We start from the raw sequence: 16,917 nt of genomic DNA on the forward strand, positions 1-16,917 counted from the left end.
CGAGTTACCCTCGTCGCCACCAGATCGTGATTCCGACGCCCGCGACGGCGAGCGCGCCCAGCACGCCGACGAGCGTTCCCGTGATTCCGCCGCCATCGTCCTCGCTCTCGGTGACCTCGATCGGATGCTGGTAGGTGTCGGAGACGATGGTCTCGCCGCCTTCGGTGTCGTACTGGAAGTCCAGTTCGACCGGCTGGGTCTTCGCTGACGCGGCGCTCGTCGCCGAGACGTCGAAGGTGATCTCCGTGGACTCGCCGGGCGCGAGTTCGTCGACGAACGCCTCGTCGTCGTCGGTATTCAGCTCGCCGCTGGTGTACAGCATCGCGTTGATGTTCGAGAGCGTCTCCGAGCGCTCGTTGGTGATCTCGAGGGCGACCTCGTTGCTCCCGCCCTGTTCGACCGAAGCGTTCTCGCCGCTGATCGCGAACTCGTCCTGGCTATCGTCGACGACCACGCGCTCGGAGAACGGGCCGTCCTCGAGCGGCGTATTGTCGCCGCCCATGTATTCGACGGTGAATCGAAGCTGGCGAGCGCCGCCGTCGGCTTCGCCGCTGACGTCGGTCGGATAGCTGAAGTCGGCGCTCTCACCGGGCGCGATCTCGGGAAGTGCGTAGCGAGTGTCCTCGACGAACACCGTTTCGCTCATCGGCTCGATGACCAGCACGGCGCCGTCGACCGTCTGTGGCCCGTCGTTGTGGACCTGTCCGCTGATGTCGCCCTCGTAGCCGACCGTGAGATCGCTCTCAAGATTCTCGATGGAGAACTCCTGTTCGTCCGCGGGGGCGAGACTCGCGGTTACGGGCTCGGCATCCCGCTGGACGCCGTACTCGTCGCGGTATTTGATATTCTCGAAGGAGAGCGGTTTCGCACCGCCGCTAGCCGCCTCGTTGACCTGGACGTTGACGACCGCAGTGGCCGTCTCGCCGGGTTCGATATCACCGAGAACCTCTCGTGCATCTCCACCGTTGACGATGACGCCGCCACCACCGGAGATGGTCGCTCGAGTGTCGTTCGCGGCCTGCGTTCCCGTGTTCTCGATCTCGATCGCCGCATCGCCGCTGGCACCGGGTTCGACGTCGGTATCGACGTCCACGACCTCGAAGCGGGGTTCGTCGGGGACCTCGACGGTGACGTCGACGGATTCGGTTTCGCGCTCGCGGTCGACGCTGCCGTCGGTTCCGATCGTCTCGGCGTACGTGTAGCTGATGTCGAGGGTCACCTCGTACTCGCCGGGTTCGATGTCGTCGGGGACGGCCACCGGGAACACCGCTTCGCCAAAGCTGCCGTCCTGAACGGTTCCGATCGAGCGCTCGTCGATCTGGGCCTCGAACGGCCCGTCGTCGTCCATCTCGACGCTGACGCTTTGGGCTTTGGTGACACCCTGTCCCGAACCAGAGATGATCTCCCCATCGTTTGTAATCTTGAATTGGAGTTCTTCTATCGTTCCCGTCCCGACCTCGTTATCCGGGAGGGTCGCGGACAGATCCGGCTCACCCCGATCAGGAGGAACGTATCCTCCACCGCTGCTACCCCGTGTTGGCACTTCTGCGCTCGTTTCATCTTGTATCAGGTATTTCTTAAACACCGGATCCGAAAGATCGTCTCTGAAACTGTCGTCGCTTTCGTTGGCAATGTAATTGCCGTTGCTATCGTTGGCGGTGTAATTTTGAAGTTCTAGAGCGGACTCCAGGTTCTTCTTGTTTACGTCATATACGCCGTACTCAATATTTCCATTATTATTCTCTTCATTGATAATATCCACAGCTGTTTCCATGGATAGCGAATCTCCCTCTTTCACGTCGCCAAGGGCCCCCATCGGAGTGAGGCAGAGCCCCACCCCGACGAGAACGACCAGTAGTACCGAAACGACCGAGTGGCGCGTCCTCGTCATACTCTCACTACCTTCGTTCCCGAGCAATCACTTCGCGCCGTGTTTCTCTCCGAGAAACCCCCCAATCGAACTATATTCTCTCGGTGAATGTCTGTCATTACAGAATACTCACAACAGCGTGGTTATAGGCCTTGTGATTGAACGTTCAATCAACTCCTTTTTGGACTCCTATCTCGTCTACGGTGATATGGATTACAGGGAACAGCCACGAACCGCCGCTCGAGGGGGTCAACCTCTTCAGATGGTGGGTCGAGGCTTCCACGCAGATCCCCTCCATCGGGGGGATCTCGATGGCAGATGACATCCTCGAGAACCCCTCGAACACCCGCGAGGAGATCATGGCCGCGACGCTCTCGACGCTGCTCGAGCACGGATACGCCGACCTGACGATCGACAAAATCGGCGACGAGTTCGCGAAGAGCCAGTCGCTGATCTACCACCACTACGACGGGAAGGACGACTTGGTTCTCGAGACCCTCGAGTTCATGCTCGAGTCGTTTCGCACGGAGACGCTCGAGGGGCCGATCGAGGAGCCGCGGGAGGCGCTCGAGGAGGTGGTCGACCGCCTTTTCGAGCGGAGCATCGACGACGACGAGCGCCAGTCGTTGGCCGCGCTGTTCGAACTCCGAGCGCAGGCGACCCACGACGAGGCCTACCGATCGCACTTCAACCGGAGCGACGACGTGTTCGAGGACCTGCTCGTCGACATCGTCGAGGCGGGGATCGAACGGGGTGTCTTCCAGCCGTGTTCTCCCGAGGGGGTCGCGGCAACGATTATCACGCTGATAAACGGGACGATCATGCGCCGCTCGACGAGCGAGGATGACGAGTGGGTCGCGGACGTTCGCTCGGAAGTCGAGTCGTATCTCGAGGCCTGCGTGTACGCGGACTAATATTTTGCCACCGACCAGACATCGAGGGCCGGTGAGTGCCCACGAATGGATAAATAATATTTTCACACCAAAGATATTTTATCTGCCGTCTCGTTAGTCGCGTTATGACCGATATAAACGAGCGAGCGAAAGCCCACTGGAAGGAGGAGACGACGAGTAGAGAGCGTCTAAAGGAGGTACTCGAAGAGACGACAGTATACAGCTCAGTTAGTACAATCGCTTCGAAGGCACTCGTCAGCGAGCCGACGACGAGAAAATATCTGAACGAGTTCGTCGAATCGGGTCTCGCGGTTTCGATGCAAAACGGGCGCACGACAGAGTACAAACGGGACGAGGGACGGGTTATTACCCAACGAATCGAAGAACTCCGTACGACACACACTCACTCGGAGTTACTGGAAGGCATTCGGGAGATGAACGGCGACATTCGAGACTTCCGGCGCAAATACGATGTGGACAGCGTCGAGGATCTCGCGACGAGGCTCGAGCCCGAAGATGACGGGTGGGGGGACCTCAACGAGTGGCGTTCGACGCGCAAAAACCTCGCACTCGCGAAAGCAGCCCTCCAAGTGGACGAAGCACACCGCGTTGCAGAGGTTTGAGAGGCGATACCGATTGGGAATGGGCCGATACCGGTGCTCCAGATCAACAGCTATTGACTCGAGCACGGACAATCGCTGAAACGTACGAACCGCTCATCGTCGATTCGGAATTCGATTCGTCACTCAATCCGCAGGAGCTTCATCTCTTCGTTTCCGACGGGATCGTTTCAGAGTCGGGCCGCTTCGATATCGTCTGGACCGAGGAACTCAACTACCGGTATCATTACACTGAAGGCCCGGAGTTTAACTACCGGTACGACCTTCATCCGCGTCTCGACGTCCCAGATACTCATTTTCATCCACCACCAGCGGCTAGTCACGATGATGCTGTGGCGTCGTGTATTGAAGTCGAAACGGTGCGACTCGTTACGTTTGCCGTCCTGCAACTCTGGCGGGATACGCTCGAGTCAGGAACGTTGTCTTTTCTCCAGCAACCGAACCCGCCATAGTTCAAGAAAACGTGTTTGACAACGCTATTTACTCGAGCAGGTTACCCCGAACCGCACAGCCGCAGGGATAAGCGTGGTAGGCCGACGGGATGAGTTGAATCACGGCCGTCACGGGCGCGCCGCAGTGGGGACAGGGCTCGGGTTCCGGCGGCGGGCCGCCGGTTCCGTCTCCTGACTCCGCCCCGGTCATTCCTCGAGCACCCGGATTTCCTCGTCGGTGACGACCAGTCCGACCCCTTCGACCTCGAGTCGGACCTCGATCGGGTCCGCGGCGGAGGCCACCAGCCGCTCGAGGGCGTCGGGATCGAACGCGTCGGCGAGTCGGTACTCCTCGCACCCGAGGCCGTTGGCCTCGAGCGCACGGACGACGGCCACGGTCAGGCTCGGCTCGAGCGCGCTCACGCGACGGTCACCCCCGCTCGAGCGGCGGCGCGGGACGGCGTGGGCCTCGAGTGCGGTCGGGTTCGATTCGTCTGTCGGACGGGATGTTTAAGCCCGCGGAGAAGATATCCAATCATGGCAACCACCCTCCATAGGGTTGGAAGCCACGTCTCGGGTGCTATGACCACCCGGGGCATTTCAACGGAAACGCCCACACGCGCTGTTCGGTGGCTTCCGTTCGGCTCATTGACCTGTAGTGACATATAATTACTGTTTCGAGGCGGAAATTATGGTCGGAGAGTGTGTTCGTCTCATCTGGTGTCTGCGCTTCCGCAGTCCCAGTATAGGTACCCACTCAGTACTTTCACAGCGTGCAACCGTCGTTGTACACGCCTTATCGCGGTAGCGTCCGTCAATTTCGATATTGCCAATTCGAGTAACTCGCAGGTCGACGCCTCGAGTTTCACCAGTCGAAAAGACGTGTTATTGCGTTTAACAGATCGCAATCCGGTGTAACTCAAGTGAACGGTTCTGTCCCACGCGTGCGAACAATCATTAGTACCCGATTTAGTCACGGGATCGAACGACCAATTGCGACCTGTCTCGAGAGGCGCGCGTGAGACGAGGTGAACAGAACAGCCGTTGTGGCGGTTCTACCGCCTATTTTGCATTCCCTTTCGTCGCACTCAATATATTACCAACGGTGGTAGTCAGCATTGCCAGACACTCGCATGAAAATATAGTTGCTTTTCGTGTATCGGCGCTCGAGGGCTCGAGACGCCGTTTGAAACGGTTTAACCGCTACTTACAACGCTCCCGAAATCGGACCTATAGGACAAGAAGACTTATTACGAACCATCGAAATTCCCCATATACCCCTACCCGGTAGGCTGAGTCGTGCACCGATGACATGTAGGTCGGAAGCCGGTAACGGTCGCCTGACCGGTGAATCGCGCGCTAACCAACAAATCGAAACAACAAGATAACATAAATGACGAACGACACAACGTATCGCGAAAAGGGACGTTCACTGTTCCTTGCCGCGATGTTGGTCCTCTCGGTTGTTGCCGCGTCCGCAGCGTTTGCGGGCGGTGCAGCAGCACATGCAGCGACCAACAGCGACAATTACAATGAAGGACCCGCTTATACAAACTCCACGTCCTTCTCAGAGGTATGGATCGGTCAACAAGTCGAATTCACTGACTTCGATGACGGACAAGCAGGTGTTAAAGTCTTCCAAGGGTTAGGCGAAACCGGAGGACAAGACAGTGATGCAGAGCCTGTGACGACACTCCGCGTTGACAGCGAAGATAATAACGCAACCCTCGATACGTCAGAACTCGAGTCTGGGGAGCCATATACAATCGTCTGGGGTGAAAATGAATATACCAGCTTCTGGGCAGAAGAAGAGAACCTCAACACTGAATTCACCAGTGACACTGTCGCAGAGGACGGCGAAGTCGACATCGACTTCAATTCTGACCGGGATACCCAGACGGTGAACGTCACGTCTGACTCCCTCAACGGTAACGAACTCTTTGACCTCTTCGACCCGGGACAGAACGAAGAGTTGGCTGATGGTGACGTTAACTTTGAAGGGCTCTACTCCACTGAGAACACCTACACGAACGGTGAAAATACAGAAGACAGTGACATTAACGTTGACAACACCCTTCACGATGATGACGATGTCTTGACGATCGTCGGACTCGACGAAGGCGATGAAGCCCTCACGGCTAACTTCGATGGCGAACTCTCCGCAGGTGACGAAGCAGAGTTCACCTTCTCGAACACGGACTCGCACGCATCTGACAACGCCTCCGTTGAAATTACGGATGACAGTCAGCAGCGCGAGATCATCAATGTTGACACCATCGAAGAGGGAGACATCGGCAACATCACGATCGATGTTGCAAACTCGGACGAGACCGCCGTCTCGATCGGTGACGACTCTGAAGGGTACGTCGCAAACCTGACCCTCGGTGACTACGACACCGATAACGACGAAGTCGTCCTCGAGTTCAACACCTACAAAGCTGGAGCAGCTGATGGCGGCCAATTCAACGCGGCTGGCGATAACGCTGACGAGATTGGCTTCACCGCTCACAACGCAACCATCACTGGCTACGATCTAAACACCGAACTCGACGACAATGAGGCGCTCCCAGCTGCAACCTGGGACATCGAAGTCGGTTCCTTCGACACGGACTACGCCGCTGACTTCATTGACGAAAGCGATGACCGCGCTTCCCTCGTGATTCAGGATCGAGGCGCACCGGGCGATGTAATCGTCCAGACTGCACCAACCGGTGACTCGTTCACCGACTTCGGTGACTTCGAAGACGGCGATGTCTCCGAAACAGATACTATCGCAACGGAATCTGCGACCAATGGAGATCACCTCTTCGTGACTATCGAGGACTTCGGTGCAAACGGCTCGGTCGACGCCCTCACGGGAGATGGAAGCGCGATCAATAATGCCTTCTTCGATAGGACTGGTGTCTCGCTGAATATCAGTGAGCAGGATGCAGGTGTCATTGGTTCCGCCAATTACTGGAACACCAGCATCCTCGAAGGTGAGGGGCCCGATAATGCCAACAACATCACCGTCACGCCACTCATCGACGCCGATGAGTACGACAGCCACGAAGAGTACGCTGGCGACCTGATCCTCAAGGTTGACTACCAGTCGCTTGAAGGAGACGCACAGCTTGATGTCGATGACAAGGCTTACGACGTCAACTTCTCCGTCGACTCGGATAAGAGCAACATCCTCGACGAGGACTTCTCCACTGAGAGCGATGTGACCTTCGAGGAGGCTGAGCTCGAGTGGGACGATGTCAGCGAGATGCCTGCAAACGCGGAATCGAACGCAACGGGTACGACCAACCTCGCGCCTGGCACAGAGATCGACACGACCGCTGACTCGCCAAGCGAGGAAGGCTCGTTCGTCGACACCGCCACCGCAGAAGTGAACGATGACGGTACCTTCGAGGCCTCCCACAACCTCGAGGGCGAAATGGTTGGGTCGCTTTTCGACCTCGAAGCATCCGGCTCGCTCGGAACTTCGGACACCGCTGAGGATGTCGAACTCGTCGAAAGCACTGAGCCCGACGAAGAAGGACTCGGCCTCGACGTTGAGGCTGGCGACATCACTGTCAACGAAACCGCTACGTTCGACGTGACTGTCAGCAACTACGAAGGCTCGAGCACCACCGCAGACCTCACGCTCGAGAACGCCGACGGTGAGGAAGTCGACACCGGATCGGTCGATATCGACGCTGACGGCACGGCAGACGCGACGCTCGAAGCGTCGGGTCTCTCGGCAGGCGACCACACCTTCACCGTCACCGCAGACGACGGTGACTTCGAGGCCAGCGAAGAGGTTACGCTGACCGTCAACGAAGAAGGTAGTGGTGGCGACGACGGTAGCTCCGACGACGGTAGCTCCGACGACGGTAGCTCCGACGACGGTAGCTCCGACGACGGTAGCTCCGACGACGGTAGCTCCGACGACGGTGGCGACGGCGAAGGCGACGGAGCACCTGGCTTCGGCGTTGCTGTCGCACTCGTCGCACTCGTCAGTGCCGCGATGCTCGCACTCCGACGTCAGAACTAACGACCACTAACTACCGGACTTCGTCCGGCTTTCGCAGCACTTCACTTTCTTTCGAGCGCTATCCCACACAGCGACAGCGCCCGCGCTATCTCGAGTGTCGACCCGCCAGCAGACGCCACGCCGTGCGGGCTCGGTATGGGACGGGGACGCACATGCTCAACTGATGAATAGTTTAAAATAATCCCGCCAGAAAGTGGCGGCTGCCGGGGGAATCCCTGCCACCAGGGGCGGCACATTGTCGTTAGTACCCTACGCACACCTACCAGGGCGTACCACCCGCCCTTTTCGCGACCGGCTATACTCGAGGAGCCCCGCCTCTCGAGTGCCGTTGGGCCCGCCGATACGTCACCCGATCGCCCGCTGGTGAACACGGGTGTCGGCCTCGCTCGCGGTCCCGTCGCTGGCGAGTCTGTCACGTCAGAATCATCGAATCGTGCGCTTTAGAATGGAAGTTCCACGCGTCGCGGGTCAGTACTCGAACACTCCCGGAGCCGCTCAGTCGTCGGCGGCGGCCGCCTCGACGTCAGCGGTCGCGGCGGTTTGCTCGAGGTTTTCTAAGTACTCGTCGACGTCGAGGGCGGCTTTCGAGCCCATGCCGGCGGCGGTGACGGCCTGCTGGTAGTGGTAGTCGACGACGTCGCCCGCGCCGAAGATGCCGGGGACGGCGGTTTCGGTCTGGCCGGCGCCGTCGCCGCCCTGGGTTTTGAGGTAGCCGTCGGCGTCCAGTTCGACGCCGGTCCCCTCGAGGTAGTCAGTGTTGGGGGTGTGGCCGATGGCGAAGAAGACCGCCCCGACGTCGAACTCGAACTGCTCGGTGTCGGGGTCTGCGAGGTTCTCGCTCGGGTATCCCTCCTCGTTCTGGGCGAGGGTGACGTGGTCGACGCCCTCTTCCTGGGAGCCGTGGATCTCGAGGAGTTCGGTGTTTTTCATGATCTCGATATCGCCGGCCTCGACCTGCTCGTGGACGCGGTCGACCCAGTACTGCTCGGCGCGGAACTCCTCGCGCCGGTGGGCGATGTAGACGGTGTCGGCGAATTTCGTGAGGAAGGAGGCTTCTTCCATGGCGGCGTCGCCCCCGCCGACGACGAGCATGTCCTCGCCGCGGAAGAACGCGCCGTCACAGGTCGCACACGTCGAGAGGCCGTATCCCATCAGTTCCTCCTCGCCGGGGATTCCCAGGGTGCGTGCGCTCGCGCCCGAGGCGGCGATCACGGCGTCTGCGGTGTAGACGTCGCCATTGGTCAACTCCACCCGGAACGGCCGGCTCGAGGCGTCGACGTCGGCGATGATCCCGTTTTTGAGCTCGGCACCGAACTGTTTGGCCTGTTCTTTCATGTTGTTGACCAGCTCGGGACCGCCGATGCCCTCGGGGAAGCCCGGATAGTTCGCGACGTCGGTCGTCAGCGTGAGCTGACCGCCGGGCTCGTCGCCCTCGATGACCAGCGGATCGTTGTCGCCACGTCCGGCGTAGATCGCGGCGGTCAGGCCGGCGATGCCCGTCCCCGCGATGATCAGCGGCCGGTGTTCGACCGCGCTGTCGGTTTCGATCCCCAGCTTTTCGTCGAGTTCGCCGGTCTCGTCGAGCGCGCTGGTCTCGTCCCAGCCGCCGATGAGTTCGTCGTCGATGAACACTTCGGGGGCCGTCTTGCGACCGTCCGCGCGTTCGACCATCTCCTCGAAGAGTTCCTCGTCGCCAGTGACGTTGTAGGTCTCGTACTCGACGCCTTTCGCGTCGAGGAGGTCCTTTGCCTTCTCGCAATAGGGGCAGTTCTCCTTGGTGTAGACTTCGACTCGAGGCTGGTCGCTCATGGGAACGTGTTGGGACACAACGCCTAAAACGCCTTCTGTTTCCCGGCTTTCGTGCCGCGAGACCGGCTTCGCGGCACTGACTGCCGACATTCCGTGGTCGGCCCGCCATCGTCGCGTTCCCTCGAGATCGGAGGGTCCGCTCGCGGGTGCCGTCAGGACGTGTCGCTGCTCCGGCGGTCGACGAACTCGACCGTCACGGAGACGTCCCTGTCGGTTCGCTCCGAAATCCGGGCCGCGAACGTCTCGGCGAGTCCCGGATATTCCCGCCCGGCGCTGCGTTGGATCTCGATCGTGACTTCGGTTCGCTCGCTGACGATCCCGTGGTCGTCGAACTCGGTCCCGATCGAAACGAGTTCGAGATCCGCGAGATCGTCGTCCTCCTCGAGGACGGTCTGTACCTCCTCGCTGACGGCGTCCTGAAAGGTCAGGTGCTGGGTGAGCGCGAACCCGCCGGCGGCGAGAACGGCCGCGAGCACGAACACGACGATGGCGACCGTGCCGACCCGCTGGAACGTGAGGTTCGACCGGACGGCCCCGGGCGTCCAGTCGCGCGGTCGGTATCCGAGATACCAGAAGACGACGAGCCCGGAGAGCAGGATCGACATCGCGTTGACGACGACGAGCACGGCGGCCCCCAGAGCGATGCTCGCAGCGCCCCAGGCGAGGCCGACGCCGACCGTCGCGGCCGCCGGGATGAGCGCCACGGCGATCATCACGCCCACGAGCGAGACGGGGATGGCCGTCGCGAGGCCGAACGCCCCCGCAGCGCCCGCGGCGGCTCCGACGACCAGCCCGAGCACGCCGGGCGAGGCGCGCTGTTGTATCTGCGTGATCGCCCCGATGTCGACGATCGATGGGACGACTCCGGTCACTCTGATGACCCAGGCGACGACGAACGAACCGACGACCGCGACGCCTAACCCCAGTAGCAGCGAGCGAATTCCGCTGACGATCATGTCCCGGTCGTTGATCACGAGCCCCACTGTGCCGGTGAGCGCGGCGCTCACCTGCGGGGCGATCACCATCGAACCGACGACGATCGCCGGCGAGTCGAGCAGGAGTCCGGCCGTCGCGACGATCGCGCTCAGGATCGTCATCGTGTAGTAAGTGACCCGGCTCGGGGTGAGATTGAGCGCGCGCGTTCTGATCTCGTCTCGAGAGATGCTGTCGTCGGCTTCTTCGCCGTTGACGAACCGATCCTCGAGGTCGTCGATCCGCGGCGTCCGGGCGGTTTCGATCGACGAGATGACGATGTACTCCTCGTCGATGCCGATATCCTCGCGCAGGTGCTCTAAGAGCCGGTCGACCGCCTCCGTCGGGACCGGAAACTCGACGAGTTCCCCCGCTGAACCCCGTTCGTCGATCCGAACGTAGTCGATGTCCTCGTCCTCGAGGAAGGTGAGCGTCCGCTCTCGTTTCCCCTCGGGAACGAGCAGTTCGATCGAGCGCATTGGACCCGCTACCAGCAGGGGGTACAAACCGATTGATATTTGCCGCGAAACGTGTCGATCGGACGACGCACTTACGGGTTCGAGTCCCGATAGCTACACCGATGGCTGCAGACCTCGAGGAGAAGACCGATCGGTACGGTGAACTGCTATCGGACGCCCTCTCGGAAGCGACCGTCGCACCCCCCGAGGGGTCGCCGATGGCCGACGCCGCCGACGAGTGCTACGAGATGGCCGAGTCCTACCTCGAGGACGGGACCCACTTCCGCGAGCAGGGCGACCTCGTGAACGCGCTGGCGTCGTTTTCCTACGGCCACGCGTGGCTCGACGCTGGCGCTCGAGTCGGCCTGTTCGACGTGCCCACCGAGGGACACCTTTTTACCGTCTAGTCGACAATTTTTGCCCGACCGAACCGGTCGCGACGACCGACAACGTTTTATCTACGTGGCTGACTGTCAGCGCCGAATCGATCACGATAGATCACCATGTAGACGAAACGTATATAACCGATTTGGGTGTCAGTTTATAAAGTAGGCAAAAGCTTTTTAAGCTCTTCGGCCTTACACTATGTTAGCTGCGACGACCGGGTTTCTTCTGGTTCCCCCACCCGGGAGTCTCACGTAACCAACTCGAAACACCATGACAGATTCAACGATTCGAACGTACTCACGTGAGAGTGAGACCGAAGCGGAGACGAGCACGGAGACGGACGAAAGAGAGCGCTGTCCGGAGTGTGGCGGTCGGGTCGTCTCTGACGCCGAGCACGCCGAGACGGTCTGTGAGGACTGCGGCCTCGTCGTCGAGGAAGACGAGATCGATCGCGGCCCCGAGTGGCGCGCGTTCGACGCCGCAGAGAAAGACGAGAAGTCCCGCGTCGGCGCCCCGACCACGAACATGATGCACGACCAGGGGCTGTCGACGAACATTGGCTGGCAGGACAAAGACGCCTACGGCAACTCCCTGAGCTCCCGTCAGCGTCAGAAGATGCAGCGCCTTCGCACCTGGAACGAGCGCTTCCGAACGCGCGACTCCAAGGAGCGCAACTTGAAGCAGGCGCTGGGCGAGATCGACCGGATGGCGAGCGCGATCGGCCTCCCCGAAAATGTCCGCGAGACGGCGTCGGTCATCTACCGGCGCGCCCTAGAGGAGGACCTGCTCCCCGGCCGTTCGATCGAGGGAGTCGCGACCGCCTCGCTGTACGCGGCCGCCCGACAGGCCGGCACACCGCGAAGCCTCGACGAGATCTCGGCGGTCAGCCGGGTCGAGAAGATGGAACTCACCCGGACCTACCGCTACATCATCCGGGAGCTCGGCCTCGAGGTACAGCCGGCGGATCCCGAGCAGTACGTCCCCCGATTCGCCAGCGGCCTCGACCTCTCCGAAGAGACCGAGCGGATGGCTCGAGAGCTGCTCGACGCCGCCCGCGAGGAGGGCGTCCACAGCGGGAAGTCGCCCGTCGGCCTCGCCGCCGCGTCGGTCTACGCTGCGGCACTGTTGACCAACGAGAAGGTCACCCAGAACGAGGTCAGCGAGGTCGCGAACATCTCGGAAGTGACGATTCGAAACCGCTACAAGGAACTGCTCGAGGCCTCGGACACGGCGACGCCGGCCTAACGCGACCGGTAGACTTCTCGCGGCGGTAGCTCGGTCTGTCATCGCGCTGTCTCGGTGACCCACGAGTGGGAGTCGGCCGGCCGACACGACCGAGGAAGCTTTTTCACCCGCGGTGTGCAATACTGTACCATGGACGAGACGTCGATCCAACTGTTGTGTCCCGAATGTACCAAAGATTGGCAGCGGTCGCCGGCCGAACTCCCCGAATCGACGGAACTCTTTCACTGCCCGAACTGTCACGCCTCGCGGTTGACCTCCGAGTTCGCGCGGACGGACCGCGACCTCCGGACGCTCAAACAGCTCGGCTAAGCCGACGTTTCGATCGGTATCGTACGGCTTCGACTCTTGAAACGTCGGTTCGAAGCGTGGAACGACGGTCGGTCGCGGGGCCCGTTCTCGCGAACCGACGGCTCCGAACGGTGCCGTTGAACGCGGTAAGCACTTCTTACCGACCCCGCGTCGAACGTTGTCGGGAGTTTCGGCGAATTTGACCCGATGTGCTCGTCGTCTCTCGTGGAAACAGGCAACTACAGGGACCTGCTTCGCGTGTTAACGCGTCTCAAGATAATAATATAACCCTGCAGTGGATACAATTGCATGGTTATGAAGAAACAGGAGCTCATTCACCTTCACGGCCTTCTCGCCGAAGTATCGAACCAGTGTGCCGCGTGGGATGACTGTCAGATTAACCTCGAGGAGTACGAGTCGCTCGGCATTCGACCGACATCGATTCACAAATCGAAAACAGATCACAAAGCCGCCGTTTTTGCGATTGCCGGGGGGATCACGTACAACATGCGTGACGAAGAAGAACAGGAAGCAGTCGCCGCTACCGCCGACTGAAGACACGTCGACTCCTCTGGAACGTAACCCGTGAAGTGACAACGCCGTCTCGCCGAGTTCCTGGTTTCCCTGCGACCGAACGGCTTTTGGCGGACGAACGCCCAACAGAGTGGCACCCATTATTATCGTCTCAGTGGATCGTTTCACCCCGTCGCCGTCGAGGCTATCCGACGTTTCTTCTCACAACGACTCGTTATCCGAGCGATCCAGTCTCCGTCTATCGTTCAGACTGACCTGTCGCGACGGGCGGGAGTCTGTCGGTCGCGTCGGCGTCGGTCACCGAACCCGCTCTCGAGGGGCCAATGGATCGAGCGGTTTCGAGAGCCTTAGCTCGGACGGGGAGAAAATCCAGTTGAAGTCGTCCTGCGCTATCGCGTCGGCGATCTACTCGAGTAGCTCTTCGAACTCGGGTAACACGTCGTCGTCCGTGGTCGCCTTGGATTTACTCGAGTCGTTCGTCGCTGTGTCGTCGCTCTCGTCGCTCTCGGTCTCGTCGGAACCCTGCTCGTTCGATTCGGCGTCGCGGTCGTTCGCGTCTGCGTCGGATTCCCCGTCTTCGGTGGTTTCGTCGTCCCCGACGGCTTCGGCGTCGTCTTCGTCCTCGATGACCTCGACGCGGAGCACCTCGAGCGGGATGTTTTCGAGTCGCTGGCCGATCTCCTTGCGCGCGATTCGCGAGGCGTGTTCCTCGCGCTCGACGTTGAACACGGTCATCTCGAGTTCGAGGGCGACGAGCGCCTCGTCGGCGGCGATGAACGCTGGCTCGAGTTCCTCGCCGGACGGCGAGGTTCGCGACCCCATGTTGATTTCGACGTAGTTCAGATCAGGGTTCAACATCTCGCCGGTCTTGGAGATCCCGATACGAATTGCTTCGTTCTCCGTCTCGACGTCGTATACGGGCACGGCGGCCTCGACGACAACCCTGCAGTTCATATCGTGGTATTGTATAGCCAACAGTATGAACCTTCGCCCCGCGTGAGTGGGCTGAAAACGCGATGTGGTCGGTTTGACACCGCCCGCCCGGCTCGAGTCGACCTGGGCGGTCCCCTTCGACGGCTCGTCGTACCTTCGAAAGCCCCAAGCCGTCGCTGGCGAATTGCAGGGCAATGGAAACGGGCGCGATCCCGATCGAGAACTGTCCGGGCGGCTTCGATCTCTATCTGACACTCGAGAGCGGACAGAGCTACCTCTGGCGGCGCGAGGACGGGCAGATGTACGCCGGCGAAGGCACCGACACGCCGTCGGGTGACGATCACGGGCTCTGGTACTCGACCGTCGTCGACGGCGACGTCATCCGCGTTCGACGCCGCGGCGCGAGCGAAGCCGGAGCGACCGGCGGCGTCCTCGAGTGGGAGGCGACGAGCGACCGCGAGGCGACGATCCGTCGCCTGCTCAGACTCGAGGACGACCTCGAAGCGATCGTCGACTCGATGCCGGACGACCCGCTGCTCGAGAAAGCTTACGACGCCTATCGCGGCCTTCGGCTGGTCGAGGACCCGCCCTTCGGAACCCTGATCTCGTTTATCTGCTCGGCCCAGATGCGCGTCGGTCGGATACACGACATGGTCTCGACGCTCGCTCGGACCTACGGCGACGCGGTCGAGTTGGACGGCGAGACCTACCACGCGTTTCCCCGGCCCGACCAGCTCGCGGCGGCGACCGAATCGGAACTTCGAGACCTCGGGCTCGGCTACCGCGCACCCTACGTCGTTCGAACCGCGGAGATGGTCGCGAGCGGCGAGGCCCGTCCGGAGGCGGCACGCGACCTCGAGTACGAGGACGCTCGCGAGTACCTCACCCGGTTCGTCGGCGTCGGCGACAAGGTCGCAGACTGTATCCTCCTGTTCGCGCTCGGGTTCGACGAGGCCGTCCCGCTCGACACCTGGATCAAGACCGCCGTCGCCGACTACTATCCCGACTGCGACCGGGGGAACTACGCCGAGACTTCTCGAGCCATCCGCGAGCGTTTCGGCGGGGAGTACGCCGGTTATGCACAGACCTACGTGTTCCATTACCTCCGAACTGGCCAGTAGTCGGTCGGAGAGTACGCGTCGGCGTCCATCGAACGCCGTCTGTCTGGCTTTTCCTCGGGAGTCCACCGTCCGTGTCGCCGTCAGACTCAAGAAACGGCTCGCCCGACTCGAGGGATCACGCGGCGCAACTCGAGAAATCGCGCCGCGCACCTATCGACGCGCGTTCGGCCGGCGCGGGTGGGCCGGATTTTTACCCCTCGCCCGCCTGCCGTCTCACATGACCGAGCGAACGCGAGCGCACGTCTTCGTCTCCGGCACGGTACAGGGCGTCTACTATCGGGCGACGACGCGGGACACGGCCCGCGACGCGGGTGTCGACGGCTGGGTGAAGAACTTGGAGGACGGGCGCGTCGAGGCGGTGTTCGAGGGCCCCGAGGACGCGGTCGAGTCGATGGTCGAGTGGTGTCACGAGGGGAGCCCGGCCGCAGACGTCAGCGACGTACAGGCCGAGTTCGAAGCCCCCGAGGGTGAAGACGGGTTCGAGATTCGATACTGAGCAATTCGAGCGCTGATACTGAGGGTTCGACCATCATGTCCGATCAAGACCCGTCGTCGATCCGATCTATCGCCGTCGCAACGGAGGACGTCGTCGACGCGGCGATCTACACCCGCGAGAATCCCGGTACCGCCGTCCTCCGGATGACGCCGCCGTTTCACGGCCGGATGCGCGCCCGACTCCACGTCTTTCACGACGAGGGCGGCCGCGTGAGCGAGGCGATCCACCTCGAGCCGGACGACCTCCTCGCGGATGCGGTACTCGAGGCCTACCCCTCCTTCGACGACCGCTCCGAGGACGACCGAGACGAGGACCCGGATCGAATCAGGAAACGACGTGAGCGGGCGCTCGAGACCTGGCGCGAGCGGGCGGCGGACGCGATTCTCGACGCCGTCGTGCTCGGACGGGTCGACGGTATCGACGGCGGCCACCGCGTCGACGTGAAACGCCTCGGCTGATCTCGACCGTCGCGACTCAGAGCGGAAGTCGCGGGCTGTCGAACGACCGCACTCGAGCGCACTGCCCACCGCACCGGTTTGAGACGGTCGAACGATGCCGAGCGGGGCCCCGATTCAGTCCCGCACTTTCACTTTCACCGCGGACGGATCGGTTTCACGTACTATCGCTCCAACTGAGAGGTATGAGTCAACTCGTAGAGCGCTTCGACGACGAACGGACCGATCGAGAACCCGTCGCCGACGCCGATCGCCCGCGGATCGACGTCAGCGATCTGCAGGCCAAAGGCGTCGAGGAGTTCGTCCGAACGAACGTCGGCACGGACCGCGTCTCGCTCGAGCACCGCGGCTCGCACACCTACCTCCTTCTCGAGGAGTGAGTCT

General features: G+C 61.3%; 18 protein-coding genes. 11 read left to right on the forward strand and 7 right to left on the reverse strand.

Going from position 1 to position 16,917, the window contains the following annotated elements:
• Positions 1 to 4: 4 nt before the first annotated feature.
• Positions 5 to 1,543, reverse strand: coding sequence for a COG1361 S-layer family protein (locus BM348_RS03980; protein ID WP_092902220.1), 1,539 nt, complete (start codon positions 1,541 to 1,543; stop codon positions 5 to 7).
• Positions 1,544 to 2,073: 530 nt separating this feature from the next.
• Between BM348_RS03980 and BM348_RS03985 the strand changes: the two genes are divergently transcribed.
• Together BM348_RS03985 and BM348_RS03990 are read left to right on the forward strand one after the other, a co-directional pair.
• Positions 2,074 to 2,784 (forward strand): TetR/AcrR family transcriptional regulator, encoded by a 711-nt coding sequence (locus BM348_RS03985; RefSeq protein WP_245779390.1) that lies wholly within the window; start codon positions 2,074 to 2,076, stop codon positions 2,782 to 2,784.
• 104 nt (positions 2,785 to 2,888) lie between these two features.
• Positions 2,889 to 3,386, forward strand: coding sequence for a DUF7342 family protein (locus tag BM348_RS03990; RefSeq protein WP_092902224.1), 498 nt, complete (start codon positions 2,889 to 2,891; stop codon positions 3,384 to 3,386).
• Positions 3,387 to 3,553: 167 nt separating this feature from the next.
• Here the strand turns inward: BM348_RS03990 and BM348_RS22150 are convergent, their stop codons facing one another.
• The 3 genes from BM348_RS22150 to BM348_RS03995 form a co-directional block, all read right to left on the reverse strand.
• Positions 3,554 to 3,679, reverse strand: coding sequence for a hypothetical protein (locus tag BM348_RS22150; protein WP_281244662.1), 126 nt, complete (start codon positions 3,677 to 3,679; stop codon positions 3,554 to 3,556).
• Positions 3,680 to 3,863: 184 nt separating this feature from the next.
• Complete coding sequence (locus BM348_RS21105) at positions 3,864 to 4,025, reverse strand: hypothetical protein (RefSeq protein ID WP_175507095.1); 162 nt, start codon at positions 4,023 to 4,025, stop codon at positions 3,864 to 3,866.
• Complete coding sequence (locus tag BM348_RS03995) at positions 4,022 to 4,237, reverse strand: HalOD1 output domain-containing protein (RefSeq protein ID WP_092902226.1); 216 nt, start codon at positions 4,235 to 4,237, stop codon at positions 4,022 to 4,024. The genes BM348_RS21105 and BM348_RS03995 overlap by 4 nt, the downstream gene beginning before the upstream one ends.
• A gap of 970 nt (positions 4,238 to 5,207) precedes the next feature.
• Here BM348_RS03995 and BM348_RS04000 point away from each other — a divergent pair.
• On the forward strand, positions 5,208 to 7,835 hold the full coding sequence (locus tag BM348_RS04000; protein WP_092902228.1) for a BGTF surface domain-containing protein: 2,628 nt from the start codon (positions 5,208 to 5,210) through the stop codon (positions 7,833 to 7,835).
• Positions 7,836 to 8,330: 495 nt separating this feature from the next.
• On the opposite strand, the gene grxC is transcribed toward BM348_RS04000, so the two are convergent.
• Together grxC and BM348_RS04010 are read right to left on the reverse strand one after the other, a co-directional pair.
• The gene (gene grxC / locus BM348_RS04005; protein ID WP_092902230.1) at positions 8,331 to 9,644 is read right to left on the reverse strand and encodes a glutaredoxin 3; all 1,314 of its coding nucleotides are present in this window, start codon (positions 9,642 to 9,644) and stop codon (positions 8,331 to 8,333) included.
• A 152-nt stretch (positions 9,645 to 9,796) separates the two neighbouring features.
• Positions 9,797 to 11,095 (reverse strand): DUF389 domain-containing protein, encoded by a 1,299-nt coding sequence (locus BM348_RS04010; RefSeq protein ID WP_092902232.1) that lies wholly within the window; start codon positions 11,093 to 11,095, stop codon positions 9,797 to 9,799.
• 101 nt (positions 11,096 to 11,196) lie between these two features.
• On the opposite strand from BM348_RS04010, the gene BM348_RS04015 reads away from it, so the two are divergent.
• From BM348_RS04015 to BM348_RS04030, 4 genes are all read left to right on the forward strand, one after another.
• Entirely contained in the window at positions 11,197 to 11,481 is a 285-nt protein-coding gene (locus BM348_RS04015) for a DUF357 domain-containing protein (protein WP_092902234.1), read from the forward strand.
• Positions 11,482 to 11,731: 250 nt separating this feature from the next.
• On the forward strand, positions 11,732 to 12,706 hold the full coding sequence (locus tag BM348_RS04020) for a transcription initiation factor IIB (RefSeq protein ID WP_092902236.1): 975 nt from the start codon (positions 11,732 to 11,734) through the stop codon (positions 12,704 to 12,706).
• A 129-nt stretch (positions 12,707 to 12,835) separates the two neighbouring features.
• A complete protein-coding gene (locus BM348_RS04025; RefSeq protein WP_050052027.1) occupies positions 12,836 to 13,015 on the forward strand; it encodes a DUF7836 family putative zinc-binding protein in 180 nt (59 codons plus the stop codon).
• Between the two features lie 294 nt (positions 13,016 to 13,309).
• Complete coding sequence (locus BM348_RS04030; RefSeq protein WP_092903601.1) at positions 13,310 to 13,549, forward strand: UPF0058 family protein; 240 nt, start codon at positions 13,310 to 13,312, stop codon at positions 13,547 to 13,549.
• 384 nt (positions 13,550 to 13,933) lie between these two features.
• Here the strand turns inward: BM348_RS04030 and BM348_RS04035 are convergent, their stop codons facing one another.
• The gene (locus BM348_RS04035) at positions 13,934 to 14,482 is read right to left on the reverse strand and encodes a DUF555 domain-containing protein (protein WP_092902238.1); all 549 of its coding nucleotides are present in this window, start codon (positions 14,480 to 14,482) and stop codon (positions 13,934 to 13,936) included.
• A 173-nt stretch (positions 14,483 to 14,655) separates the two neighbouring features.
• Between BM348_RS04035 and BM348_RS04040 the strand changes: the two genes are divergently transcribed.
• The 4 genes from BM348_RS04040 (at position 14,656) to BM348_RS04055 (ending at position 16,913) form a co-directional block, all read left to right on the forward strand.
• On the forward strand, positions 14,656 to 15,582 hold the full coding sequence (locus BM348_RS04040) for a DNA-3-methyladenine glycosylase family protein (protein ID WP_092902240.1): 927 nt from the start codon (positions 14,656 to 14,658) through the stop codon (positions 15,580 to 15,582).
• A 217-nt stretch (positions 15,583 to 15,799) separates the two neighbouring features.
• On the forward strand, positions 15,800 to 16,078 hold the full coding sequence (locus BM348_RS04045) for an acylphosphatase (RefSeq protein WP_092902242.1): 279 nt from the start codon (positions 15,800 to 15,802) through the stop codon (positions 16,076 to 16,078).
• A gap of 35 nt (positions 16,079 to 16,113) precedes the next feature.
• Positions 16,114 to 16,536: a hypothetical protein gene (locus BM348_RS04050; RefSeq protein ID WP_092902244.1), complete on the forward strand. Its 423-nt coding sequence runs from the start codon at positions 16,114 to 16,116 to the stop codon at positions 16,534 to 16,536.
• Positions 16,537 to 16,718: 182 nt separating this feature from the next.
• Positions 16,719 to 16,913 (forward strand): hypothetical protein, encoded by a 195-nt coding sequence (locus tag BM348_RS04055; RefSeq protein ID WP_092902246.1) that lies wholly within the window; start codon positions 16,719 to 16,721, stop codon positions 16,911 to 16,913.
• Positions 16,914 to 16,917: the final 4 nt, after the last annotated feature.

This window comes from Halostagnicola kamekurae, from assembly GCF_900116205.1.
GTDB classification, from domain to species: domain Archaea; phylum Halobacteriota; class Halobacteria; order Halobacteriales; family Natrialbaceae; genus Halostagnicola; species Halostagnicola kamekurae.